Raw genomic sequence first — 23,066 nt, forward strand, 5'->3', positions numbered from 1 at the left:
GGACGGGTCTCCCGCTCCGGCGGGAGGTGCACACGGGACCGCCATGGGTGCGCCCCGGGACGACTCAGTGGTCGTGCCGGGGCGCTGCCGTGTGTCCACGTTCAGGCATGTACGGGCTCCAGCCTGAGGAGGTCCGCGAGCTTCTCGGACCAACTGCCCTTGTCCTGGCCGAGGGCCACCTCGGCGAGCCGGAGCAGCTGGATGTCGGAGGTGCCGGCCGGGGCGAAGATGTGGTGCGCGTCGCGGAGGTAGCGTTCGATCGGACGGTTGGTGAAGAGGCCTGCCGCCGCGTGGATCTCCATCGCGCTGCGGCCGGAGTCGATCGCCGACTCGACGTTGACCAGCTTCGCGTTCATCAGCTCGGCGTCACAGGACAGGCCTTGGTCGAGGAGATGTACGGCGTGATACGCGGCGAGCCGGGCCGTCATCAGCCGGGACTGCATCTGACCGAGCTTCAGCTTGACCGTGGGCAGCTGGTGCAGGGGCTTGCCGTAGCGGTGGCGCTCCGCGCAGAACCTGGTCGTCTCCTCCAGGATCGCCTGGTGGATGCCGAGCGAGACGGCGGTCAGGTTGGCCCTGCCGTACAGGACGCTGGAGGAGTACGCGACGGCGAGGCCGTCGCCCTCGTCGCCGAGCCGGTTGGCCGCCGGCACCCGGCAGTTCTCGAAGATGAGCTCACCGAAGCTGAAGCCGTGCAACCCCATGGCCTGCTGCTGGGGTCCGAGCCGGAAGCCGGGGCGGTCGGACTCGACCAGGAAGGCCGTGAGACCTCTCGATCCGGGGCCGGTCCTGACCACGACGCCATGCAGATCGCCGACATGGCTGTTGCCGACGAACACCTTGCTGCCGTTCAGGATGTAGTCGTCGCCGTCACGGACCGCGTCGGCCGTCATGCCGAGGACGTGCCCGCCCGACTCGGGTTCGGTGACCGCGATGGTCGGGAGGCACTCGCCGGCGGAGATGGCGGGAAGCCAGGTCTTGCGCTGGTCGTCGCTGCCGAAGTGGACGATCTTGGCCGTGCCGAGCTGTGAGGCCTGGACCATGGCACCCATGGCGCCGCTGACCCGGGAGAGTTCCTCGATGATAATGGTTTTGGCCAGATGTCCGGCGCCCATTCCGCCGTATTCCTGGCTGATCGTGGCACCCAGCCAGCCTTGGTCGCAGATGAGTCGCGACAGTTCGTGGTGCACCGAGCGTGATGATTCCATTTCCGCTATTCGCGGTCGTACCTCACGCTCGGCGAAGTCCCGGACGGTTTCCCTGAGCTGATGATGGAGTCGGCTGCTGAAGTAGCTGTCCATACGAAACCTCCCCTGCGAAGCCTGCTCGCTCGGTTGTTCGAGCAGGTGGTGCATCGGCAGTGGCCCCGTCCCGAACAGGCCGACACTCCATGGTGTTGATCTTTCTTGAGCGGATCAATATTGCCACCGAGTTTGTCTGAAACCGGAGTGGTTGACGTTTGAAACTGGCTGTGTCTCAGGGGAGTTGGCCTGTTCGGGTGGGTCACCAGGGCATACCCTTGGGCATCTTTCTGCCACATGCCAAAGGCAAGAAAATGCCGGTCATATGGCGGTGAGGCAGGTCGGATCACCTCATGTGCCACCTGTTCACCATGGGGGCGGCCTCGCGGAGGAAGCGCCGATTCCGGACGGCGCCGGAATCCGGGGCCGGGGCGCTGGCGCACCCCCTCGTGACGGCGGTGGAGGCGGCGCGCGGTCGTGCGAGGCAGCGCCGTGGCGTGTGACGGGGAGTGACAGGCGCACGCGCCGCCGCGGCGCGCCGTGTGCGTGTCGCCGTGCGTCCCTGCCCCGGGTGTAGGTGTCAGTGGTGGGTCGTACGGTCGTCGTATGACCACTGCCGACGACGTACGCCGCGTCGCGCTCTCGCTGCCCGGGGCGGTCGAGAAGCTCGCCTGGGGCATGCCCACCTTCCGCGCGGGCCCGGGCGGAAGGATCTTCGCGTCGCTGGACGACGACGACCAGGCGATGGGGGTGAAATGCCCCAAGGAGGAGCGTGCGGAACTCCTCGCGTCCGAGCCCGCCAAGTTCTTCGTCCGCGAGGGCCACGACGACGGCTACGCCTGGGTACGTGTCCGGATCGGGGCCCTCGACGACGAGGACGAGCTCCGCGCCATCCTGGCCGATTCCTGGCGCCAGGCGGCACCGCGCAGCCTCCGGGATCAGTACCCGGAGGTGGGCGTGCCCCCGGACCAGGGCTGAGTCAACGGCCGAGGAAGCCCGTGACGCGCTCGCGCAGTCCGGCCGGGTCGAGGCCGTGGCCCGCCAGATGCTCCTCGATCGTGCCGTACTTCCGCAGCTCGCGGCGGGCGACACCGAGCCCGAGGACGCGGTGGGGGAGGGTGTCGAGGGCGTCGTTGGCGGCGGCGCTCGACGTGCCGGCGAGGTACGGCTCGACCAGGACGACGTCCGGGCGCGCCGCGCCGACCGCGCGTCGCAGGGCCTCGGCGTCGAAGGGGCGGACGGTGGTGGCGTAGAGGACGGTCACGTCCAGGTTCTCGGTCGCGGCCAGGACGTTGTCCAGCATGGGTCCGACGGCGACGACGACACCGTCGCGCCCCTCGCGGACGGTGCTGAAACCGGGGGTGACCGGGCGGGGCGCGGTGTTGGACTGCAGCGAGAGCCGTACGTAGACGAGGTCGTCGCCCTCGACGGCCTGGCGCAGCAGCGTCTCCGCCTCGTCCGGATGGCCGGGGACGTGGACCGTCCAGCCGTCGAGGGTGTCGAGCAGGGCCACGTCGCCGGGCGCCATATGGGTCAGGCCGCCGGCCGGCCAGTCGTACGACGCGCCCGCGCTCACCAGGACGCCGCCCACTCCCTGGTGGCCGAAGTCCAGCTTGAGCTGCTCGAAGGGGCGCTCGACCAGGAAGCTCGCGAAGGTGTGCAGCACGGGCCGCATCCCGGTCAGTGCCAGCCCACCGCCCGCGCCGATCAGCAACTGCTCCCGGATGCCGACGTTGATCACGCGGTGCGGATGACGGCGCTGCGCCTGCCGGAACCCGTCCATGCTGATCTCGGCGAGGACGAGCGCGAGGCGCGGGTCCTCGTCGAGGAGTCGGCCGGTGGTCGAGATGAAGCGGTCGCGCATCGTGTCCATGGTGTGGTTCTCCTCGGAGGGGGTCAGGCGTTCTTGGGCTCGACGCGGGCGACGACGGCGCGCGGACGTCCGGGGTGGGGCGCGGTGAACGCGGCGTACAGCGCCCCGTGATCACGGCCGTCGACGGTCTCGGCGGACCATCCGGCGGCCTCGAACCGCGAGGCGATCCCGCCTGGCCAGTCGTAGGTGGCGGAGCTGTTGTCGATCACCAGCGTGTGCAGCTGCTCCAGGCCGGCCGGCCCCGCGTAGGCGATGGCCTCGTGATTGCTGCCCTCGTCCAGCTCGGCGTCGCCGATGAGCACCCACACGCGGGGTTCGGTGAGCCCTTGCGCCCGCAGCCCGAGCACGCTCCCGACGGCCAGCGGCAACCCGTGCCCCAGCGACCCGCTGCCGATCTCGGCACCCGGCACGAGGGTCCGGTCGGGGTGGTGTCCGAGGGGTGAGTCGTACGAGCCGAAGCCGGTGAGCAGCTCTTCGGTGAGGAAGCCCTTGGCGGCGAGGACGGCGTAGTACGCCATCGGCCCGTGCCCCTTCGAGAGCAGGAACCGATCCCGGTCGGGGCGCCCGACGTTCTCGGGTGAGACGCGGAGCACCTGGTCGTAGAGGACCCAGAGCGCGTCGAGGGTGGAGGTGGCGGCGGGCGAGTGCTTCTCGTCGCCGGTCATCAGGCCCATGAGGCCGTGAAGCCGGTCGACGTCCGTGGTCGTCATGGCACATACGGTGCAACCTCAAGCTTGGTCGAGGTCAACTCCGTAAAGCGGTTCGTGACCACCCGGGGAAGTGCGGTATTGTTCTCATGCGCGTTCGGCCCGGGGAAACCCCAGGTCAGACGGGCATCGGGACGTGGCGCAGCTTGGTAGCGCACTTGACTGGGGGTCAAGGGGTCGCAGGTTCAAATCCTGTCGTCCCGACTCGAAAGAGTCGCAGATCAAGGGGCTGTTTCAGAGAGATCTGAAACAGCCCCTTGATCGTTTCTGGGGACCAGTCGGGGGCCAGCGCACGTGACCGACCGGAGCGCACCTTGACTCGGTCGACGTGCGCTCCGTGGGGCGGGGCCGCCCGCGCCCGCTCAGTCCTGCTGGGTCGCGGTGGGTGACCCGTGCCTCCCGCCCCGCACCGGAAGGCCGATCCGGCCAGGCTTCCGCTCGCGACGGCAGAACGATGGCCGCGCCCACGGCGAGACCGAACTCGGTGGGCACATCGCGGGTGAAGTCCGCCTGCGGTCCTCCAGGAGGTAGGTGACCTCCCGTTCGGTGAGCGGCACGTAGCGGGGGCGGCCGTGCGGTGGGTGGGGTCAGGGCTTGGGGACGGTGTTGACGTAGCCGGTGCCGGTGCTGTGGAAGCCGTCCACCGTCTTCTGGATGTCCGCCGGGGAGACGGCCTCGTCGGCCTTGTAGTAGACCCAGTCGACCTTCATGTCCCAGGTACGCGGGCCGCCGGTGAAGGGGAGGTCGATGAGCCAGTTGCTGAAGTGGATGTCCATCTGCTCGCGCGGGATGTACTTGCCGGAGCTGGTGAACAGCTCCTCGCCGTTCAGGGAGTAGGTGACCTTTCCGTCCATGGCGGTGATCACCATGGTGTGCCAGCCCTCCATTCGCCGCTTGAGGGTGTTGTGGACCCGGTCCGGCGGGTCGGCCTTGTACCAGCTGACGTTGTCGAGCTGCGGACCCACCGAACCCCAGCCGCCGTTCGGCAGGTATTCGAAGTCGAGTTCGCTGTAGTTCTCCGAGGAGTCCGAGGGGGAGATCGGGAAGAAGGCCTGGACGACGTGGTCGCCGTCGCGTCCGCTCGTGGGCTTGTCGCTGAGGTGGACCCGGGCGGCGAAGGTTCCCGTGAAGAAGTTCCGGCTCGTGGTGTGAACCTCGACCTGCGTGGTGCCCTGCTCGGTGCCGTCGGTGGAGGAGCGGAGTCGTAGGACCTTGCCCCCCTCGGCCGTCGGGTCGACGGGGAAGGCGGCGCCGTCGGCGCTCCAGGTGTCCTTGATCCCGGGGCCGCCCCCGCCGGTACGGATCGCCCACCCGTGCGCGGCGAGGGAAGGGTCGTCGGCGCCGGTGTAGTTGAAGCTGTCGAACAGGGTTCCCGGCGGTCCGGTGGGCGTCGGCGAGGCACTCCGCGCGGGCCCGGCGTCGTCGACGCCCCCGCCGGCCGCGGGATCGGCGGAACACGCGGCGAGTACGCACAGGAGGGCGGGCGGCGTGAGCGCCGTCCACGCGCGGCGACGAGAGGTGCGGCGGGGCTGGCTCACGCAGGCTCCTTGGGGCGCAGGGGCGACGTCTGGGCACGCCCCGCGCACGGGGGCGAACGCTGATCACATGAATTGAGCCGTCATCCTAGCGAAAGGTTCCAGCCACCCTCGCCGTGTGTGCCCGACGGGCCGTTCGTGGGTGGGGACATGCTCGTCGACATACCGATCCGGTTACGGCATTCGATCAGATCATGTCAAAAGCGGATATCACACACCAGTCGATCAGAGTCCTCCGCTACGGTGCGCTCTACGATTCAGCCGTCTACGTCCCTGCACAAAAAGGCCACACCAGATGCGCCAAATCTCCACATCCTTCAGGCGTGGACCGGCATACCCGGCACAGTCCGGCGTGTCCGAATCCAGCCCCCAGGAGCCTGCTCCGGCACCGGTGTTCGTCGACCAGTCAGGTCTGCGCAGCCGCCTGTTCCGGCGCTTCGGCTGGCCGGTCTCCGTGGTCGGCGCGATCCTGGCTGTCGCCATGGGCGGCAGCCTGATCGGCGTGCAGTCGGAGGCCCCGGCGATGGAGATTCCGCCGAAGCCCGCGTACATGCCCACCAGGGGCCCCCTGTCTCCCTCCTGGCCGTAGAGGGCGCGGTCCAACCCGCTCGAAAAGCTCGGCCTCCACGCCGAACGTCGCGACATTCCACGACATACCGCAACGCAGTGCCCCCGGAGCAACGCCTGCGGGCCGGCCGCGTCGCGTGCCTGATCGTCCGCACCACCCATCTCCAGGAGCGTCCTTGTCCCGCCACCAGCGTCGTCGGCAGTCCCTGCTGAGACCACGCCGACTGGCCGCGCCGCCGCTGCGCTTCTTCATGCCGCTGTCCCTGCTGGCCTGCCTGCTCGCGCTCCTCGTCCTGCGCGGCCTCGCCACCAACGAGGCCTTCCACGACGACCGGATCGCGGTCTCGGTCGACAAGACGAGGGTGCCGCCCAACCTGCTCAAGGGCGGCCCGATCATCGACGCGCGCGGCGACGGGGACGAGCGCCCGGTGAGCTACCGGATCCCCGACCACACCGTGGTTCTGAGCTTCGACGACGGTCCCTCGCCGGAGTGGACCCCGAAGATCCTGGACGTGCTCGCGGCCCACGACGTCCACGCGGTCTTCTTCGTGACCGGCGCGATGACCACGCGCCACCCGGAGCTGATCCGGCAGATCGTCGCGGAGGGCCACGAGATCGGTGTGCACACCTTCACCCATGCCGATCTGGCGTACCAGTCCGAAACCCGGATCAGCTGGGAGTTGGCGCAGACCCAACTGGCGCTGGCCGGCGTCGCGGGCGTCCACAGCGCGCTGTTCCGCCCGCCGTACTCCTCCGACGCCTCGGCGCTCGACAACTGGAACTACCCGGTGATCAAGCACGTGGGTTCCCGCGGCTACCTCACGGCGTTCATCGACCGCGACACCGAGGACTGGAAGCGCCCCGGCGTCGACGCGATCGTCAAGGCGGCGATGCCGCGCAAGCCCGGCGCGGGCGAGCTGATCCTGCTGCACGACGCGGGTGGCGACCGCACCGAGACCCTCGCCGCGCTCGAGCAGATCATCGAGAAGCTCCAGGGCGAGGGGTACCGCTTCGCCACGGTCTCCGAGGCGCTCGGCGCCACCGACGCCACCGTGCCGGTGCACGGCTACCAGCTGTGGGCGGGCAAGTGCTTCATCTGGGCCAGCCAGGCCGCCGTGCTCACCCTGCCGGTGCTGGTCGCGCTGCTGGCCGTCGTCGGCTTCCTCAACTTCGGCCGGTTCGCGCTGATGCTGGTCCTCGCGCCGCTCCACGCCCGGCGCTCCCGGCGGCGGGACGCGTGGGGACCACCCGTCACCGAGCCGGTCACCGTCCTCGTCCCGGCCTACAACGAACGCGAGTGCATCGCGAACACCCTCAACTCGCTGGCCGCCAGTGACTATCCGATCGAGGTCATCGTCATCGACGACGGCTCCACGGACGGCACGGCGGACATCGTGGAGGCGATGGCCCTGCCGTTCGTCCGGCTGATCCGCCAGGCCAACGGCGGCAAGTCCACCGCGCTCAACACCGGTATCGCGGCCGCGTCGCACGACATCATCGTGATGATGGACGGCGACACCGTCTTCGAGCCGTCCACGGTGCGCGAGCTGGTCCAGCCCTTCGGCGACCGGGCGATCGGCGCGGTCGCGGGCAACGCCAAGGTCGGCAACCGGGAGAGCCTGATCGGCGCCTGGCAGCACATCGAGTACGTCCTCGGCCACAACCTGGACCGCCGGATGTACGACATGCTCAACGTCATACCCACCATCCCCGGCGCGGTCGGCGCGTTCCGCAAGGAAGCCCTGCGGCGGGTCGGTGGGATGAGCGACGACACCCTCGCCGAGGACACCGACATCACCATGGCGGTGCTCTGCGACGGCTGGCGGATCGTCTACGCCGAGCGCGCCCGAGCCTGGACCGAGGCCCCCGCCAGCCTTCAGCAGCTCTGGTCTCAGCGATACCGCTGGAGCTACGGCAGCATGCAGGCGATGTGGAAGCACCGGCGCGCCGTGACCTCCCGCGGTCCGGCCGGGCGCTTCGGCCGGCTCGGGCTGCCGCTCGTCGTGCTGTTCGGCGTGGTCGCCCCGCTGCTCGCGCCGCTGGTCGACATGTTCCTGCTGTACGGCGTGCTGTTCGCGGACGCCCCGATCACCCTCGCCAGCTGGGGCGGCTTCATCCTGCTCCAGGCCCTGCTGTCCTGGTACGCCTTCCGGCTGGACGGCGAGAAGCCCCTGCACCTGATCAGCCTGCCGATCCAGCAGCTGGTCTATCGGCAGCTCATGTACATCGTCCTGTTGCAGTCCGTGATCACGGCGCTGACCGGTGGCCGACTGCGCTGGCAGAAGCTCCGGCGCACCGGCGAGGTCGCCGCACCGGTGGAGGCCTGATCATGACCGCACCCTTCGAGTCCGTGGACACCCAGGACACCCTCCGGCTGCGCGTTGCCGTTCTGCGCCGGGAAGGTAAGCAGGAGCCGGGGGCGGACCCCACGGCACCGTCCAGGGCCAAGGGCGGCCGGGACCGCTATTTCGACCTGCTGCGCGCCCTGGCGCTGGTTCGCGTGGTGTTCTACCACAACTTCGGCTGGTTCTGGCTGCCCGTCCTCTTCCCGTCCATGGGCGTGATGTTCGCGCTGGCCGGTTCGCTGATGGTCCGTTCGCTCAACCGGCCCGCACTCGGCGTCATCCGGGGCCGACTGCGCCGACTGCTGCCGCCGATGTGGCTGTTCGGCGCGATCCTGCTCACCGCCCAGCTTCTCGACGGCGGAGGGCCCGACGCCGAGGGGCACCCCAACTGGTGGTGGGGCAAGCTGCTGTTCTGGATCGTGCCGCTGGGCACTCCGCCCTACGCCGAATCGCTGAACGGTTTCGACCATCTCGTGGGGCAGGGCTGGGCGGTGCAGGTCATCGTCCCGCTCTGGTACCTCCGCGCGTACCTCTGGTTCGTCCTGCTGTCACCGCTGATGCTGTGGGCCCTGCGCCGGATGCCGGTGGTCACGCTGTCCGCGCCGCTCGCACTGGCGATCGTCATGAACACGTTCCTCATCGACCAGGAGTTCCTCTACGGCCGGGTCTGGGAGAACCTCAGCGACTTCGCCACCTTCGGCTCCTGCTGGATCCTCGGCATGGCTCACCAGGAGGGCCTGCTCAAGAAGCTCCCGCAGTACGTCGTGCCGTCCGTCGCGCCGCTGATCATGGTGGCCGGCTGGTGGTACCTCCAGACCCGACCGGTCGATCCGACCGTGCACACCGACATCGAGAGCTGGCCGATAGCCCAGGCCCTGTGGTCCTTCGGCTTCGTCGCCATCCTGCTCCACGTCAGTCCCTCCTGGGAGCAGTGGCCCCGACCGCTGGAGCGCTGGAACGGCCTGGTCAGCCTGCTCAACTCACGCGCTGTCAGCGTCTACCTCTGGCACCAGGCCGCGTTGGTCGCCGCCATCCCGCTGATCGACCCCCTCTGGTCCGTCGGCTTCTTCTACGAGCACTTCCGGTGGCTGCTGAGCAGCCAGTGGTTTCCGCTCATCGTGGCGATCCCCCTGACCGGTCTGCTGGTGCTGGCCTTCGGCTGGGTCGAGGACGTGGCCGCGAAACGCTCTCCGCGGCTCTTCCCGTACCCGCGCCGTGTGCGGGGCAGGCGCCGGGCCGGCGCCTGACGTGGACCGCCCGAACCGCAGACGTGCGGGAACGGCAGTGACCCGCGCCACCGATTCGGTGCCGTGGGTCACCGGGCGGAGCCTGACGCCCGACGCTCGGCCGGCGCTGCGGACGAGCTTGCGGTTCGCGAACCCGCCGACACCGTAGCGGCCGAGTTCCTGACCGGAACCGGATCCTCGTCCTCCGGGTCGATGCCGACGACCCGCGGGGGTGCGGGCTCCTTGTCTCCCCGCTTCTCGTACGAGCCGGGCACGCGCCCCAGGGCAGCGGTGCGGCGCGCCGTGCCGCAGAATCGTAGGAAGGGCCGGTGACCCTCCTTCGCCGGCCGCGGGGAGTGTGGCCGGCGTGCTCGATGTCCCGTTCTGGCTGTGGGCGGCGTTCGCCGCGACGGTGGTCGTGTCGCTGGCGGTGGACCTGCTGGCCCACCGCACCGCGCACATCATCGGCTTCAAGGAGGCAGCCGCCTGGAGCGGCCTGTGGGTGGGCCTGGCCCTCGTCTTCGGCGCCGTGGTCTTCCTCGTCCTCGGGACGACCGCCGGTACCGAGTACACGACGGCCTGGCTGCTGGAGAAGAGCCTGTCGGTCGACAACCTCTTCGTCTTCGCCGTGATCTTCGGCTACTTCAAGGTGCCCCGTGCCTACCAGCACCGCGTGCTGTTCTTCGGCGTCATCGGCGCCCTCGTCTTCCGCGGGATCTTCCTGTCCCTCGGCGTGGCCGTGGTCAGCCGTTTCACGGCGATCCTCTTCGTCTTCGCCGCCGTCCTCTTCTGGAGCACCTACAAACTGCTGAAAGAGGAGGACGACACCTTCGACCCGGGCAAGAGCTTCGCCGTGCGGGCGCTGCGAAAGATCGTCCCGGTGCGGGACGAGTACGCGGGAGCGAAGTTCTTCGTCAAGGAGGCAGGCAAGCGCGTGGCCACGCCGCTGCTCGCCGTGGTGGCGGCCATCGAGGCGGCCGACCTGATCTTCGCCGTCGACAGCGTCCCGGCCGTCCTCGCGGTCAGCGACGACGCCTTCATCGTCTACACCAGCAACGCCTTCGCCATCCTGGGCCTGCGGGCCCTGTACTTCATGCTCTCCGGTCTGCTGGACCGCTTCCACTACCTCAACACCGGGCTCGCGGTCATCCTTTCCTTCATCGGCGTCAAGCTGATCCTCCAGGCATCCCACAAAATGATCAGCCCGGCGGTCCCGGAGATCCCCTCCCCCGTCAGCCTCGCGGTCATCGCCGCCATCCTCGCCACGTCCGTTGTCTTCAGCCTGCGCCTTCCGGCCACGAACACGCCGCCCAACGCGGAGAACCCGGAGCGCGGGCGGTCCGCCAGCCGCCCGAACCCCGACGCCACCGCCTCCACGGAGGGCCCGCGCCCACGGGCGGGCGGAGACCCCGGACCCGGCGACGACCAGCCACACCCTCGCGATGAACTCACCCCGCCCGACGACGGTTGACCGCCAGGACCGGCTTCCGGTATCCCCACCGCACGACTATCGTTAAAAAATGGGTAAAAAGGAGCATGAGGTCGGGCCGCAAGGCAAGCTTTTCTGCCCGGTCTGCAAGCAGAACGTCGACGCCGTGGTCAAGCGCCGCCACAAGACTCTCGGGCTCTTCGTCCCGGTCTGGGGGCCGGGCCCGTGCCGCAACCCCGAGTGCCCCGAGTATCTGGAGGAGCCGGTCCAGCCCCACCCTCACCACCACCCGTAGCTTCCTGCCGGTCAGCGGCAGAACCGTGCTCTAGGGGAGGGAACTGCCGGCTGCGGGCAGGACCTGTTCGGCCCAGATGACCTTGCCTTCCGGTGTGTACCGGGTGCCCCAGTGCTCGCTGAGCTGCGCCACCAGGAACAGTCCGCGGCCTCCCTCGTCCATGGTGGCGGCGTACCGCATGTGTGGGGCGGTACTGCTGCCGTCCCACACCTCGCAGGTCAGAGTGCGATCGCGCAACAGACGAACGCGAACCGGCGCGGCGCCGTACCGTATGGCGTTGGTGATGAGCTCGCTGAGGATCAGTTCCGTGGTGAAGGCGAGTTCCTGCAGGCCCCACTCCTCGAGTTGCTCGGCCGCGAGGCCGCGTACGGCGCCGACCTCGCTCGGGTCGAACGGGACGTCCCATTCCGCGACCCGGTCGGGGCCCAGGGTCCGTGTCCGGGCGATGAGCAGGGCGATGTCGTCGGAGGGCCGGCTGGGGAGCAGGGCGTCGAGTACGGCGCGGAGGCTGGCCTGCGGGTCCCGGCCGGGGTGGCTCAGCGCCGTGCGCAGCCTTTCCAGGCCCTCGGAGATGTCCCGGCTCCGCTCCTCGACCAGCCCGTCGGTGTACAGGACGAGCTGACTTCCTTCCGGCAGCCGCAGTTCCACGCTCTCGAACGGCATGCCTCCCAGCCCCAGCGGCGGACCGGCCGGCAGTTCCGAGATCGTCGTCGTGCCGTCCGGGGCGACCACAAGCGGTGGCATATGTCCTGCCCGTGCCATGGTGCAGTTCTGGGAGACCGGGTCGTAGACGGCGTACAGGCAGGTCGCGCCCAGGACCCCGCCGTCCGTGGCGGCGCTGTCGCCTTCCTGGTCCATGCGCTGGACGAGGTTGTCGAGACGGGCGAGGAGTTCGTCGGGCGGCAGGTCCAGGGAGGAGAAGTTGTGCACGGCCGTGCGCAGCCGCCCCATGGTGGCCGCGGCGTGCAGACCGTGCCCGACGACGTCTCCGACGACGAGCCCCACACGGCTGCCCGGCAGCGGGATCACGTCGAACCAGTCCCCGCCCACTCCGGACTGGGCGGGCTGGTAGAAGTGCGCGACGTCCACGGCGCTCTGCTCGGGCAGACCCTGCGGCAGCAGGCTGCGCTGGAGCGTCACGGCGAGATTGTGTTCGCGGGTGTAGCGGCGGGCGTTGTCCATGGTGACCGCGGCGCGGCCGACGAGCTCCTCGGCCAGGGACAGATCGTCCTCGTCGAACGGCTCCGGCTTCTGCGACCGCCAGAAGTTGACGACCCCGAGTACGACGCCCCTCGCCTTCAGCGGAGCCGCGATGAGCGAGTGGATCCCGTAGTCGACGATCGCCGACGCCCGCGGCGCGTCCTGGGCGTGCCAGCCCGGCGCGTCATGGAGATCGGGCACGAGTTCGGGTGTGCCCGTGCCGTATCCGCGGGCCTGCGGCGTGGACGGCAGGAATTCGATCAGGCTGCCGAGCGGGTACAGCGGGTGATCGGCGCGGATGCCGCTGACCGCGGTGCGCCGCATGTCGGCGCCTGGACCGGGCTCGTCGCCCTTGAGTACCGGGTCGGCCAGGTCGACCGTGACGAAGTCCGCGAACTGGGGAACGGCGACGTCGGCCAGTTCCTCCGCGGTGCGCACGACGTCGAGGGTGGTGCCGATGTCACCTCCGGCGTCGTAGAGCACCTTGAGCCGCCTGCGGGCCGACTCCGCCCGGCTGCTCAGGAGCTGCATCTCGGTGGAGTCGCGGATGGTGACCGCCGCGCCCCGTGGGCGGGTGGGCCGCTGATTGACCACGAGCAGCCGGTCCCCGGCCTCCAGCACCTCGTCGGTGGCCACCCGGCCGGACAGCAGCAGTTCCGCCATTCGGCGATCCATGCCGACCTCGTCGACGGGGCGTCCTTCGGCGTCGTCCGGCAGGCCGAGCAGCCGTCCGGCCTCGTCGTTCGCCAGGAGTAGTCGTCCGTCGCCGTCGGTGATCAGTACCCCTTCACGGACGGCGTGGAGCACCGCGGCGTGATGCTCGTACATGCGGGTCATCTCCTGCGTGCCGAGCCCGTGGGTCTGGCGGCGCAGTCTTCGGCTGATCAGCGCCGAGCCGACGGTGGCCAGAGCCAGACCGATGGCGATGGCCAGGAGGATGACCGGAAGCTGACGGTCGGCGATGCCGGTCACGCTCTCCACCGTCAGACCCGCCGAGACCAGGGCGACGACCTCGCCCTCGGGCGAGGTGACCGGGACGATCGCCTGGATCTCCTTGCCGAGCGGCCCGTCGACGCTCTCGGTGTGCACCTGGCCGGCGAGCGAGGGCTCGATCGTGCCGACGAACCGCTCGCCGATGCGTTCGGGCTGGGGGTGGCTGTAGCGGATACCGTTGGTGTCCATCACCACGATGAAGTCCACGCCTGCGTCCTTGCGTGTCTCCTCGGCGAGAGGCTGCAGGACCGCGGACGGGTCCGGCGAGCTCAGCGCTTCCTGCAGGCCCAGGGAGTTCGCGAAGGTCTGGGCCACGGAAACCGACCGGTTGCGTGCTTCGCGGTCGATGTCGTACCGCGACTGCAGCACCAGAGCCAGCAAGGCCCCGGCGGAGAGCAGCACCACGATCGCCACCTGAAGGACGAAGACCTGTCCGGCGACGCTTCCGAATCTTCTGCCTAGGTTCGAGCGCACCGGTACGCCGGGCACGAGACACGAGACGGGCTCACAACCCCAGTTGTAACACCTCCCCCCCGGCCCTGGCTCCCGGCATGCACTGTACGCATCAGTCCCACGACACAAGGTCCCCGTCCCGGTGGGTCTGGGAGAGGGCGTTGGTCCAGGATCTGGAAGACGAGGCCACCGACCCCGAGCGCGCGGGCCGCCACGACGGTCGCGGCCGGGTCCTCCCAGGTCGGGTGTGATGACGAGCGATCTTGATCACCGCCCAGAGGCGGGCGTCCGCCGGGACGACGCGCCCCAGCCGTGGAAACCGCTCGCGGTGCGTCATCTCGGGTCCGGAGCGCGCACCGGTCCCGACCGTCCCGTACGACGTCCTCGCGACCCCGCCCGGCTGCCGGGCGGGGTCAGACGGCCCGGCACCGCCACAGCAGTGATGGCCCTTGGTGCGACGGCGCACAGGTGTCCGCACGGGAGGTCGTGGTCCGTCCGACGTGTTCCCCATGAACGCGGGGCCCCGGCGGCCGGCAGCGGATTGCGCCGACCGGTGGAAGCCCGCTGGCCGCCGACGCCATGTGCGGTCACGCTCGACACAGGCAGGTGAGCGGCGCTGAAGCCGCTCACCTGCAGCTCACCCCCGACGAGCGGGACGAGACGCGAACCAGAAGGACGCCATCATGGACATGCCTGTCGTGAACGAGTGCGCGGTCGAGGACTGCGCCTACAACCGGGATCACGCCTGCCACGCCCTGGCCATCACCGTGGGAGACCCCGGGCCCGGGCACGCACACTGCGACACCTTCCTCACCGCACCGTCCAAGGGCGGAGACCCGACCGCCACCGGCCGTGTCGGTGCCTGCAAGATGTCCGACTGCCGGCACAACGCCGACCTCGAATGCCGTGCCCCGGGCATCACCGTCGGCTACCGGCAGACCGATGTCGACTGCCTGACCTACGCACCCGCCTGAGCCTGCGGCATGGCCGTCGATGGGGCGTGGTTCCGTGGGGGGGCGCGGAACGGTCAATCGTCGTGGCGGAGCCTGTCGACGACGCTCACGACGCCGTCCACGCTGCCGCACAGCCGCACGACCACCGGTGCCCGGCTGCGTCGGGGCAGGGTGCCGCTGAGGGTCACGACGCCCTCGGCGACATCGACGTTCACGGAGGAAGGGGCCAGGCGCAGTGTGCGGGCGAGGACGTCCTCGACGATCTCCTCCTGGATCGCGTGATCGCGGCGGAGGAAGAGCTGGATCAGGTCGCTGCGGCTGAGTACTCCCACGACCACGCCCTCCTCGTCCACGACCGGCAGCCGCTTGATGCCCCGCCGGTCCATCACCCGGGCCGCGCGCACCACGTTCCACTCCGGCCGGGCCGGCACGGCCGGACTCGACATCAGTTCGCCGGCGCTGTTCCCTCCGCCGCCCGTCGCCTGGTGGCGGACGAGATCACGTTCGGACACCACCCCGAGCGGGTGGTTCGCCTCGTCGACGACGCATACGGCGGTGATGTCGAACTCGTCGAGCAGCCGGGCGATCTCCTTGAGGGGGGTGTCGGGGCGGACGCTCACCGCCGTGGGGGTCATCAGATCGGCGACGCTGCGGTGCCTCATGGCGGGTCACTCCCGGTCGTGGTGGCGATGCGCTGCCTCACCTCGTCCGTCAGGGCTGCCAGACGTGGTGACACGGAGGCCGTCGGTGCCCGCGGTGCGTCGATGCGCCGCGCCGCCTCCGGTGCCTGTCCTAGGTCCGTCTCGAAACGGGTGCGGGCAGAGGCGAGCGAAGGGCGTGGCCCGATCCTGCGGCCGTCGCGCATCACGGTCCGCAGGAGCGGCTCCGTCCCGGCCGGGGCCGGCTCGTCACGCAGCCCGATGACGTCCAGGAGGCCGTGCCGGCGGAAGACCTGCTTGGGTGCGGGGGCGGTGACCTTGTGGGACGACAGCTTCATGACCGGCCGTCCGTCGTACGCGACGAGCTTGTAGGCGGCGTCGAGGTACGGGGCGTCGGCGGAAACGCCCACCTTCGTGCCGACGGCGTACACGTCGATCGGTGCGCCGGACCGTACGAGCGCGTCGACCGCGTATTCGTCGAGTCCGCCGCTGGCGATGATCCGCACCCGCGGCAGTCCCGCCTCGTCGAGGAGGGCGCGGGCGCGCCGTGCGAGCATGCCGAGGTCGCCGCTGTCGAGACGGATCGCGCATCCGTCCGGAGCGCCCAGCTCATCCAGGACACGCGCGGCGGTCCGTACGCCGCGCTCGGTGTCGTACGTGTCGACGAGCAGCGTGACGGGCCCGGGGTGCGCCCGGGCGAAGGCCCGGAAGGCGTCGAGTTCGCTCGGGAACGCCTCGACGTACGAGTGGGCCATCGTGCCGGACGCCGGGATCCCGTACCGGACGGACGCGGCCACGTTGCTCGTGCCCGCGAACCCCACCAGTGCCCCGAGCCGCGCCGAGACCATGCCGGCCTGCGGACCGTGGCTGCGACGCAGCGAGAAGTCGATCACGGGACGACCCCCGGCCGCGAGCACACAGCGAGCGGCCTTCGAGGCGACGGCGGTCTGGTGGCAGACCAGCGACAGCAGGAAGGTCTCGACGAGCTGTGCCTGCGGCAGCGGCGCGGTCACCTCCAGGAGCGGCTCGTCGGCGAGGACGATCGTTCCCTCGGGTACGGCCCGCACCTCTCCGTCGAACCGGAGCCCGACGAGCGGGCGCAGATCCTGTTCCCCGCGGTGCAGCGCCTCGGCGAAGTCCCTGACGTCCGCCGGGCCGACCGTGAAGCCCGAGAGATAGTCGAGCGCGGGCTCCAGACCGGCGGCGACGAGGAATCCACGACCCGGCGGCAGATCCCGTACGAAGAGGCTGAACGTGGCAGGTGAGCGCATGCCCTCGCGGAGGTAGGAGAGGGCCATGGTGACCTCGTAGAGGTCGGTGGTCGTCACGTTCGACACGCCACTCAGCTCCCGTCCTTTCCGTACGCTGCGGGACGGCACCGCCCCACACGCCATCCACGCCCGGCTCACGTCGCGCCGCTCTCGGGGCGTTCATGGTGTGCCTCCTGCGGTCGGCCCATCCGGCTCCGTCGACCGCTGGAGTGCCATGGCGGTTCGCCCTCTCCGGCGGTCGGTTCGGTCGGGACCGGAGGTCACCACTCCTCACCTTCCGCGTGGCCGCCGTCCCCGGAACAGGGCCGAACGGTCCCGGGCCGGGGCCGAACGGTGCCGGGCGGCGGGCGTCGCTCGCGTGTGCGGCGCCCTGGATGACGAAGCTGCGCGGCTCGCTCGCCCTGTGCGGTCGAGTGCCTTCCCCTGTGGGAACGCGACAGTCCTCGACACGGCACACCGTGACGGTGGAGCAGGTCATGCTGCCCCTGTCGCAATGCCGATGGCGCGGGAAACGCCGATCCTGCAAGAGGGACGTCTGCCCCTGCGTGCACGCCCGGTACGACCGAGGAGGCGATCACGGAAGAGCCGCAGGAAGTCCGGGCGATGCACACCAGTCTGCCCCGAGCCGGACCGGACACGGAGGAAGCGCCATGGTTTCCGTGCGGATCCTGTACGCCTCCGAGCATCACTCCACGCAGGAGATCGCCTCGCGGATCGGCGGTCGGCTGAGAACGCACGGTCACCGTGTCGAGGTGCGGCCGCTGGACGCGGACCCAGGCGGGCCGTGGCCCCAGCAGGCCGACGCGCTCGTGATGGGGAGCGCCGTTCATGACGGGGCCTGGCTGCCCTCTGCGGAAGCCGTCGTCCGAGACAGGACCGAGCAGTTGCGTGAACAGCCGGTGTGGATGTTCAGTGTCGGCATGTCCGCCGCTCTGCCCGGACCGCTGCGCCTGCTGGCCGACCGTGCGGTGCAGCCGCGTATCGCCGCCCTCGTCGACGCCGTCCGTCCCCGGGAGCACCGGCGGTTCTCGGGCGTGATCCGGCGCGAACACCTGGACCGCAGAGGGGCCGTGCTCTTCCGTCTGCTCGGCTGTCGATACGGAGACCACCGGGACTGGGCGGCGGTCGAGGCCTGGGCTGACGACATCGCCGGACAGCTCAGGGAGCTGCCCGCGCACGGTCCCGCGCGGTGACGTCCTTCCCGGCCGTTCCCCGCGGAGGGCCGGCTGCCCCCTGCACGGCGTCCCGGCCCCTCGCGAGGACGCCGCCCACGCCCAGGGCACGGTACGGGCGGGCAGCCGCAGCCCGGCCCGTGTGAGCACGGTTCCGCGTCGCACGGCGGGAACCGACGCGCGTTCCCGGGGGCGTCAAGGGACGAGCAACCAGGCGTCCTCGCCGTCAGGCCCCGCGTGGACGGGGGTCCGTGGAAGGAGGCCCGGGGGGTTCCTCGAGGACGCTCCAGGCGACCGGGCCCAGGAGGTCGGCCAACCGCTGGAAGACGTCGATGAGCATGTCGTCCACAGTCAGGACGCCCACGACCCGGTGACCGTCCAGGACGGGGAGGCGACGGAACCCGGACCTGCGGAAGGTCCGGTAGGCCACATGGATGTCATCGGTGACGTCCACCGTGATGACGGGCGAGGTCATCACCGAATCGATCACCTCGTCCGCGTCGAGACCCCTGGCGAGAGCGCCCACGGCGAGGTCGCGGTCGGTGACGATGCCACGGAGGGCGTCGCCCTCGGTGATCATCACGGAACCGACCCCGTACTCGGCCATCTCCCGGGCGACCCGTCCCAGCGGTGTCCTCGTGGGCACGGACACCGCCGGATGGCTCATCGCTTCGGAGACCTTCATCAGCCTGGTTCCTACAGTCCCTGGGACAGGAGCAGTTCGTGTGCCAGCCGGGCGCCGCGAGCCGCCTGCCTCTCCCTGTCGGCGTCCTCCGAGGGGATCTCCTCCAGCCCTTCGGCCAGCGCTCTGACAGCCTGCGCCAGGACCTGCACCTGAGCCTCAAGGATGCGAAGCCTCTCATGCTCGTTCGGGGCGATGTTCTCGGTCATCACGTCTCCTTTTCGCGAGGGACCGGGGGATCGGGCTCTCCCGGTCGATGGGATCAGTCGTGCTGCTGTGGGTCTGGCCGGGGTCGGTCGCATCGGTGTCTTCCGGCGCTAGTCCGGCTCCATGAAGGGGCGGCGGAAGACGAGGGGGCCGGTGTCGTGCGGGCGTACGGCCGTCAGCGCCTGGGAGACCGCGGCCTCCAGGGGACCGCTGGTGTCGACCGCGACGGCTTCTGTCCACGGCGGCTCCCGCTCTGCCATGGCGAGTGCCACGTCGAGGTCGGCATCGGACGGTCCGGCGGCGCGGCTTTCCAGACGGGCCGCCGTCATCCCGTCCGGCACCCGGCAGTGCAGGGCCACGAGGGCGGCGCTGGTTCGTTCGGCTACGCGCCGGGCGGCTTCGCGCTGTCCGGCGTTCGACCAGGTGGCGTCGAGGACCACGGACTCGCCGCGGGACAGCAGGGTGGCCGCGCGTTCCAGCAGGGCCGCGTAGGTCGTGGCGGTCCACTCGGGCGTGTACAGGCCCTGGCCGTAGGGGGCCGAAGCGGGCCGGTCCGCCGGGAGGCCGGCGAGTTCCTTGCGCAGGCGGTCGCTGCTGAGCAGTGTGACGCCCAGGCGGTCGGCCAACGCACCGGAGAGGGTGGACTTTCCGCTGCCGGGGAGTCCTCCCACGAGGGTCAGGCCGACGGCGGAGGCGCGCAGGTGACGCAGGGCTGTGCTGATCAGTCGCCGTGCGGCGAGCCCGGCCTCGGGCGCACCTTGGCGGGCTTGGATGAGGGAGACCTTGGCACGGACGAAGGCGCGGTAGGCGACGTAGTGATGCCGCAGCGAGGGCGGTGCGGGATCGCCGGAGTACTCGCTGTACCGGGCGAGGAAGAACGCCGCCAGGTCCGGCGCGTCGAGCTGTTCCAGGTCCATGGCGAGGAAGGCGGCGTCGTCGAGACCGTCGACGTAGCGCAGGTGGTCGTCGAACTCCAGGCAGTCCAGGACGCGGGGCCCGTCGTCGAGGCAGAAGATGTCGTCGGCGAGCAGGTCGCCGTGGCCGTCGACGATCCGGCCCTGCTCGATGCGCATCTCGAACAACTGCTCACGTCCGGCGAGATAGCGGCGGACCAGCTGCTCGATCTCCTCCACGCCCCAGGCGACGTCGCCGTCCGCGGCCAGCGCACGGACCTGCGCGAAGCTCGCCTCCCAACGCGACGACAGGGCGTCCCGCGTCCCCTGCGCGTCCACGTCCGGGGTGCGGGGCGCGCCCGCGTGAAGGGTGGCGAGCAGCCGGGCGACCGACCGCAGGGCGTCGTCGACAGCCGCGCCTTCCCGTACGAGCCGAGACAGGCGGCGCTGCGCCGGCATGCGGCGCATCACCACGAGAGGTTCGTGGGCGTCCGCGTGCGGGACACGGATCTCGCCCACACCCACGTACACGTCGGGGGCGAAACGACGGTTGAGAGCGACTTCCCGCTCGCACGCGGCCCGCCGTGCCTCCAGGGTCGTGTAGTCCAGGAACGTCAGGTCGACCGGCTTCTTGAGCTTGTAGGCGCGGTCGCCGAGGAAGAACACGACCGCGGTATGGGTCTCGCGTACCTCGGCCCGCGGGAGCGGGTGGAGGTCAGGGGTGACGCCCGTCCGGAGCACGGACGCGTCGTCATGATGTACCGGGGTGATCCGCTCCCCGGGGTAGGGCGGCTCAGTCATGGGGGACGACGGCGACGGGGCAGCGCACGTGGTGCAGGGCGGCATGGGCTACGGGGCCGAGGCGAGGCGCGAGGGCGGGAAGATGCTTGCGGCGGCCGACGACAAGCAGTTCGGCCCCCTCGGCGGCGCGCACGACAGCCTCTGCGGGGCTTTCGAGGCGGACGGCGTCGGCCGGCTCGAGACCGGGGAACTTCTCGCGCCAGGGGCGAAGGACCTGACCCAGCTGCTTCTGCGCATCCTCCGTGATCTCCCTGGTGACGTGGTGATCCACGCCCCAGGGAGTGCGCGCATGGATCGGCAGGCTTCGGCCATGGACGACCTGGAGGGGCACGCCGCGCGCTGCGGCGGTCTCGAAGGCGAAGGCGAGCAGATCGTCGCAGGGGCCGTGCAGTTTCAGCGCGACCACGACGCCACGAGCCGCGGGGGACCGGCCCCCTCCGCGCCCCTCGGGGCGGACCAGAACAACGGGCCGCGCGGCCCGTGCCACGACCGCCGTGCTGACAGAGCCGAGGAAGTAGCTCTCGGCGGGAGTCAGACCCAGTGAGCCGAGCACGGTCAGCTCGGATTCCGAGGCCGCCTTCAGCAGAGCGTTCTGCGCGTCGTCGGCGACCAGGTTGCCGACGATCAGGAGGCCCGGGTGGCGGGCCTGGAGTTCCGCCTGCGCGTGGTGCACGAGCCGGTTCGCCCAGTAGTTCTGATCGACCTCCGACGGCACATGGGTCGGTTCGGGCACCAGCATGGGCCAGGCGTGCAGCAGGCGCAGCGTGACCTTGCGGCGCTCGGCCTCGGCGGCGGCCCAGCGAGCCGCGGCCATGCTTTCGGGCGAGCCGTCGAGGCCGACCGTGACGACTGGCTCCATGGCGATCGACTCCGTCTCGTACGACACCGGAAGGACGGACAGGGGACGTCGGGATCCGACGGCCGAAGCTCCCGTTCCTCATCTCCGAGGAGTACCGCAGATCGTCCTGCCCCGCATGCGGGGCGGCGTTGCGACCCGGCTCGGAGGCACGCCCACGATCACGCGCGGGAGATGCCCAGGGCAGCTTCCTGTCGGGGATCGTCCTGAAGGCCGGCCGGTCCTGGCGTACGAGCACGCGTCCCGCTCCGGGCACCGGATGGCGGCGTCGCGGCGGCCGCTACGCGGAGGCCCCGCCCCGGTCGGTGGACCCGCCGTTCGTCGGCGGGTACGCGGGCCGCTCCGGTACCGACGCGGAGCCCACGGGGGAGGGCAGAGGCGGGAGGGCGGGTTCGTGCAGCCAGGCCGTGAGCAGATCGTCCACCGGCCCGTCCGCGTAGCGGGCGACATGGGCGGTGAAGCCGGCGGTCGTCACCACGCCGTTGCGGTGCAAGGTCGCCCAGTCGCGCAGCATCCGGAAGAAGGCGGTGTCGCCCAGGGCGCAGCGGACTGCGTGCACGGTGAGACCCCCGCGCTCGTACAGACGGTCGTCGAACATCAGCTTGCGTCCGGGGTCGGCCAGCTTCAGGTCCTGGGGCAGCCCGGTCAGCATCCGGTGGGCGAGTGCGGCCTGTTCGGCGGCGGAACGGCCGCCGGAGCGCTCCGACCAGAGCCACTCGGCGTACTTCGCCAGCCCCTCGTTCAGCCAGATGTGCCGCCAGTCGGCGATGGTGACGCTGTTGCCGAACCACTGGTGCGCCAGCTCGTGGGCGACGAGGCGCTCGGAGCCGCGCGCGCCGTCGACATGGTTGGCGCCGAAGAGGGAGAGGCCCTGGGCCTCCACCGGGACGTCCAGCTCCTCGTCGGCGACGACCACCGCGTACTCGCCGAACGGATAGGGCCCGAAGAGCTCCTCGAACAGCTGCATCATGGCGGGCTGCCGGGCGAAGTCGCGGGAGAAGTGCGGCAGGAGATGCGCCGGCACATGGGCGCTCTGCGGCACACCACCGAGCCCGGGGTCGCCCAGCAGCACCGTCTGGTACATGCCGATCACGAGGCCGACCAGGTAGCTGGAGGTGGGCGCGGACTGCTCGTACACCCAGGTGGTCGTGCTGGCCTTGGTCGTACGGGTGAGCAGCCGGCCGCCCGCCACCACGGTGTACGCGGAGGGCGTGTTGACCGAGATCTGGTACGAGGCCTTGTCGGCGGGCCGGTCGTTGCAGGGGTACCAGGAGGGCGCGCCGACGGGCTGGCTGGCGACCAGCGCGCCGTCGGTCAGCTCCTCCCAGCCGAGCCCGCCCCAGGGGCTGCGCACCGGCTTGGGGTTGCCCGCGTAGTGCACCTCCACCGTGAAGGCAGCGCCGGCGGGCAGCGGCTTGGCCGGCCGGACCCGGAGCCTGCCGCCCCGGTGCGTGTAATGCGGCGCCCGGCCGTTCACGAGAATCCGGCCGACCTTGAACTCGGACAGGTTCAGATGGAACTCGGTGAGGGCGGCCCGCCCCACTATGGCGCTGAGCCGGGCCGTCCCGGCCAGCCGGTTGGGGCCGGGACGGTACTCCAGGGCGAGTTCGTACCGATGCACGCGGTACCGGGAGTCGCCGTGGTCGGGAAAGTACGGGTCCGATGCCATCGTCCGCTCGCCGCTCACTGCCGCTCCCTGCCCTGTGCT

20 protein-coding genes and 1 tRNA gene are annotated in these 23,066 nt (G+C 70.4%); 9 read left to right on the forward strand and 12 right to left on the reverse strand.

What is annotated here, in order from left to right; genetic code table 11:
• Positions 1-101: 101 nt before the first annotated feature.
• The gene (locus tag ACFUJR_RS09180) at positions 102-1,301 is read right to left on the reverse strand and encodes an acyl-CoA dehydrogenase family protein (RefSeq protein ID WP_383163571.1); all 1,200 of its coding nucleotides are present in this window, start codon (positions 1,299-1,301) and stop codon (positions 102-104) included.
• Positions 1,302-1,847: 546 nt separating this feature from the next.
• On the opposite strand from ACFUJR_RS09180, the gene ACFUJR_RS09185 reads away from it, so the two are divergent.
• Positions 1,848-2,219, forward strand: coding sequence for an MmcQ/YjbR family DNA-binding protein (locus ACFUJR_RS09185; protein ID WP_383163569.1), 372 nt, complete (start codon positions 1,848-1,850; stop codon positions 2,217-2,219).
• A gap of 1 nt (position 2,220) precedes the next feature.
• On the opposite strand, the gene ACFUJR_RS09190 is transcribed toward ACFUJR_RS09185, so the two are convergent.
• Entirely contained in the window at positions 2,221-3,114 is an 894-nt protein-coding gene (locus ACFUJR_RS09190) for a transketolase family protein (RefSeq protein ID WP_383163567.1), read from the reverse strand.
• Between the two features lie 23 nt (positions 3,115-3,137).
• Positions 3,138-3,824 (reverse strand): transketolase, encoded by a 687-nt coding sequence (locus tag ACFUJR_RS09195; protein ID WP_383163565.1) that lies wholly within the window; start codon positions 3,822-3,824, stop codon positions 3,138-3,140.
• 127 nt (positions 3,825-3,951) lie between these two features.
• Here ACFUJR_RS09195 and ACFUJR_RS09200 point away from each other — a divergent pair.
• Positions 3,952-4,025, forward strand: a tRNA-Pro gene (locus ACFUJR_RS09200).
• Positions 4,026-4,408: 383 nt separating this feature from the next.
• On the opposite strand, the gene ACFUJR_RS09205 is transcribed toward ACFUJR_RS09200, so the two are convergent.
• Positions 4,409-5,359: a glycoside hydrolase family 16 protein gene (locus ACFUJR_RS09205; protein ID WP_383163563.1), complete on the reverse strand. Its 951-nt coding sequence runs from the start codon at positions 5,357-5,359 to the stop codon at positions 4,409-4,411.
• 349 nt (positions 5,360-5,708) lie between these two features.
• Between ACFUJR_RS09205 and ACFUJR_RS09210 the strand changes: the two genes are divergently transcribed.
• From ACFUJR_RS09210 to ACFUJR_RS09230, 5 genes are all read left to right on the forward strand, one after another.
• Positions 5,709-5,945: a hypothetical protein gene (locus tag ACFUJR_RS09210; protein WP_383163561.1), complete on the forward strand. Its 237-nt coding sequence runs from the start codon at positions 5,709-5,711 to the stop codon at positions 5,943-5,945.
• 217 nt (positions 5,946-6,162) lie between these two features.
• Positions 6,163-8,250: a bifunctional polysaccharide deacetylase/glycosyltransferase family 2 protein gene (locus ACFUJR_RS09215; RefSeq protein ID WP_383163614.1), complete on the forward strand. Its 2,088-nt coding sequence runs from the start codon at positions 6,163-6,165 to the stop codon at positions 8,248-8,250.
• A 2-nt stretch (positions 8,251-8,252) separates the two neighbouring features.
• Complete coding sequence (locus ACFUJR_RS09220) at positions 8,253-9,515, forward strand: acyltransferase (RefSeq protein WP_383163559.1); 1,263 nt, start codon at positions 8,253-8,255, stop codon at positions 9,513-9,515.
• 346 nt (positions 9,516-9,861) lie between these two features.
• Positions 9,862-10,965 (forward strand): TerC family protein, encoded by a 1,104-nt coding sequence (locus tag ACFUJR_RS09225; protein ID WP_383163557.1) that lies wholly within the window; start codon positions 9,862-9,864, stop codon positions 10,963-10,965.
• A gap of 49 nt (positions 10,966-11,014) precedes the next feature.
• Positions 11,015-11,218: a hypothetical protein gene (locus tag ACFUJR_RS09230; protein WP_383163555.1), complete on the forward strand. Its 204-nt coding sequence runs from the start codon at positions 11,015-11,017 to the stop codon at positions 11,216-11,218.
• A 30-nt stretch (positions 11,219-11,248) separates the two neighbouring features.
• On the opposite strand, the gene ACFUJR_RS09235 is transcribed toward ACFUJR_RS09230, so the two are convergent.
• The gene (locus ACFUJR_RS09235) at positions 11,249-13,825 is read right to left on the reverse strand and encodes a SpoIIE family protein phosphatase (protein WP_383163553.1); all 2,577 of its coding nucleotides are present in this window, start codon (positions 13,823-13,825) and stop codon (positions 11,249-11,251) included.
• A 722-nt stretch (positions 13,826-14,547) separates the two neighbouring features.
• Here ACFUJR_RS09235 and ACFUJR_RS09240 point away from each other — a divergent pair.
• Positions 14,548-14,838 carry a DUF1540 domain-containing protein gene (locus ACFUJR_RS09240; protein WP_383163551.1) on the forward strand — a complete coding sequence of 97 codons (291 nt, stop codon included), beginning with the start codon at positions 14,548-14,550 and terminating at the stop codon, positions 14,836-14,838.
• A 53-nt stretch (positions 14,839-14,891) separates the two neighbouring features.
• Here ACFUJR_RS09240 and ACFUJR_RS09245 read toward each other — a convergent pair whose 3' ends face one another.
• On the reverse strand, positions 14,892-15,479 hold the full coding sequence (locus ACFUJR_RS09245; protein WP_383163549.1) for a CBS domain-containing protein: 588 nt from the start codon (positions 15,477-15,479) through the stop codon (positions 14,892-14,894).
• Positions 15,476-16,813 carry a nicotinate phosphoribosyltransferase gene (locus ACFUJR_RS09250; protein ID WP_383163547.1) on the reverse strand — a complete coding sequence of 446 codons (1,338 nt, stop codon included), beginning with the start codon at positions 16,811-16,813 and terminating at the stop codon, positions 15,476-15,478. The genes ACFUJR_RS09245 and ACFUJR_RS09250 overlap by 4 nt, the downstream gene beginning before the upstream one ends.
• Before the next feature lie 584 nt (positions 16,814-17,397).
• On the opposite strand from ACFUJR_RS09250, the gene ACFUJR_RS09255 reads away from it, so the two are divergent.
• Positions 17,398-17,940, forward strand: a complete 543-nt coding sequence (locus ACFUJR_RS09255; protein ID WP_383163545.1) for a flavodoxin domain-containing protein — start codon at positions 17,398-17,400, stop codon at positions 17,938-17,940.
• Between the two features lie 205 nt (positions 17,941-18,145).
• Here ACFUJR_RS09255 and ACFUJR_RS09260 read toward each other — a convergent pair whose 3' ends face one another.
• The 5 genes from ACFUJR_RS09260 to ACFUJR_RS09280 all read right to left on the reverse strand — a co-directional run bounded on the left by ACFUJR_RS09260 (position 18,146) and on the right by ACFUJR_RS09280 (position 23,027).
• Positions 18,146-18,604 carry a cyclic nucleotide-binding/CBS domain-containing protein gene (locus ACFUJR_RS09260; protein WP_383163543.1) on the reverse strand — a complete coding sequence of 153 codons (459 nt, stop codon included), beginning with the start codon at positions 18,602-18,604 and terminating at the stop codon, positions 18,146-18,148.
• Between the two features lie 11 nt (positions 18,605-18,615).
• Positions 18,616-18,810, reverse strand: coding sequence for a hypothetical protein (locus ACFUJR_RS09265; RefSeq protein WP_383163541.1), 195 nt, complete (start codon positions 18,808-18,810; stop codon positions 18,616-18,618).
• A 108-nt stretch (positions 18,811-18,918) separates the two neighbouring features.
• A complete protein-coding gene (locus ACFUJR_RS09270; protein ID WP_383163539.1) occupies positions 18,919-20,502 on the reverse strand; it encodes an AAA family ATPase in 1,584 nt (527 codons plus the stop codon).
• Positions 20,495-21,361: a universal stress protein gene (locus ACFUJR_RS09275; protein WP_383163537.1), complete on the reverse strand. Its 867-nt coding sequence runs from the start codon at positions 21,359-21,361 to the stop codon at positions 20,495-20,497. The genes ACFUJR_RS09270 and ACFUJR_RS09275 overlap by 8 nt, the downstream gene beginning before the upstream one ends.
• Positions 21,362-21,638: 277 nt before the next feature.
• Positions 21,639-23,027 carry a M1 family metallopeptidase gene (locus tag ACFUJR_RS09280; RefSeq protein WP_383163612.1) on the reverse strand — a complete coding sequence of 463 codons (1,389 nt, stop codon included), beginning with the start codon at positions 23,025-23,027 and terminating at the stop codon, positions 21,639-21,641.
• Between the last annotated feature and the right edge of the window lie 39 nt (positions 23,028-23,066).

The organism is Streptomyces sp. NPDC057271 (assembly GCF_042668715.1).
Classification (GTDB): Bacteria; Actinomycetota; Actinomycetes; order Streptomycetales; family Streptomycetaceae; genus Streptomyces.

Coding starts and splice junctions, on each gene's coding strand:
- ACFUJR_RS09180 (WP_383163571.1), bottom strand. CDS start 1,301: ATGGACAGCTACTTCAGCAGCCGACTCCATCATCAGCTCAGGGAAACC.
- ACFUJR_RS09185 (WP_383163569.1), top strand. CDS start 1,848: ATGACCACTGCCGACGACGTACGCCGCGTCGCGCTCTCGCTGCCCGGG.
- ACFUJR_RS09190 (WP_383163567.1), bottom strand. CDS start 3,114: ATGGACACGATGCGCGACCGCTTCATCTCGACCACCGGCCGACTCCTC.
- ACFUJR_RS09195 (WP_383163565.1), bottom strand. CDS start 3,824: ATGACGACCACGGACGTCGACCGGCTTCACGGCCTCATGGGCCTGATG.
- ACFUJR_RS09220 (WP_383163559.1), top strand. CDS start 8,253: ATGACCGCACCCTTCGAGTCCGTGGACACCCAGGACACCCTCCGGCTG.
- ACFUJR_RS09230 (WP_383163555.1), top strand. CDS start 11,015: ATGGGTAAAAAGGAGCATGAGGTCGGGCCGCAAGGCAAGCTTTTCTGC.
- ACFUJR_RS09240 (WP_383163551.1), top strand. CDS start 14,548: ATGGACATGCCTGTCGTGAACGAGTGCGCGGTCGAGGACTGCGCCTAC.
- ACFUJR_RS09245 (WP_383163549.1), bottom strand. CDS start 15,479: ATGAGGCACCGCAGCGTCGCCGATCTGATGACCCCCACGGCGGTGAGC.
- ACFUJR_RS09255 (WP_383163545.1), top strand. CDS start 17,398: ATGGTTTCCGTGCGGATCCTGTACGCCTCCGAGCATCACTCCACGCAG.
- ACFUJR_RS09260 (WP_383163543.1), bottom strand. CDS start 18,604: ATGAAGGTCTCCGAAGCGATGAGCCATCCGGCGGTGTCCGTGCCCACG.
- ACFUJR_RS09265 (WP_383163541.1), bottom strand. CDS start 18,810: ATGACCGAGAACATCGCCCCGAACGAGCATGAGAGGCTTCGCATCCTT.
- ACFUJR_RS09270 (WP_383163539.1), bottom strand. CDS start 20,502: ATGACTGAGCCGCCCTACCCCGGGGAGCGGATCACCCCGGTACATCAT.
- ACFUJR_RS09275 (WP_383163537.1), bottom strand. CDS start 21,361: ATGGAGCCAGTCGTCACGGTCGGCCTCGACGGCTCGCCCGAAAGCATG.
- ACFUJR_RS09280 (WP_383163612.1), bottom strand. CDS start 23,027: ATGGCATCGGACCCGTACTTTCCCGACCACGGCGACTCCCGGTACCGC.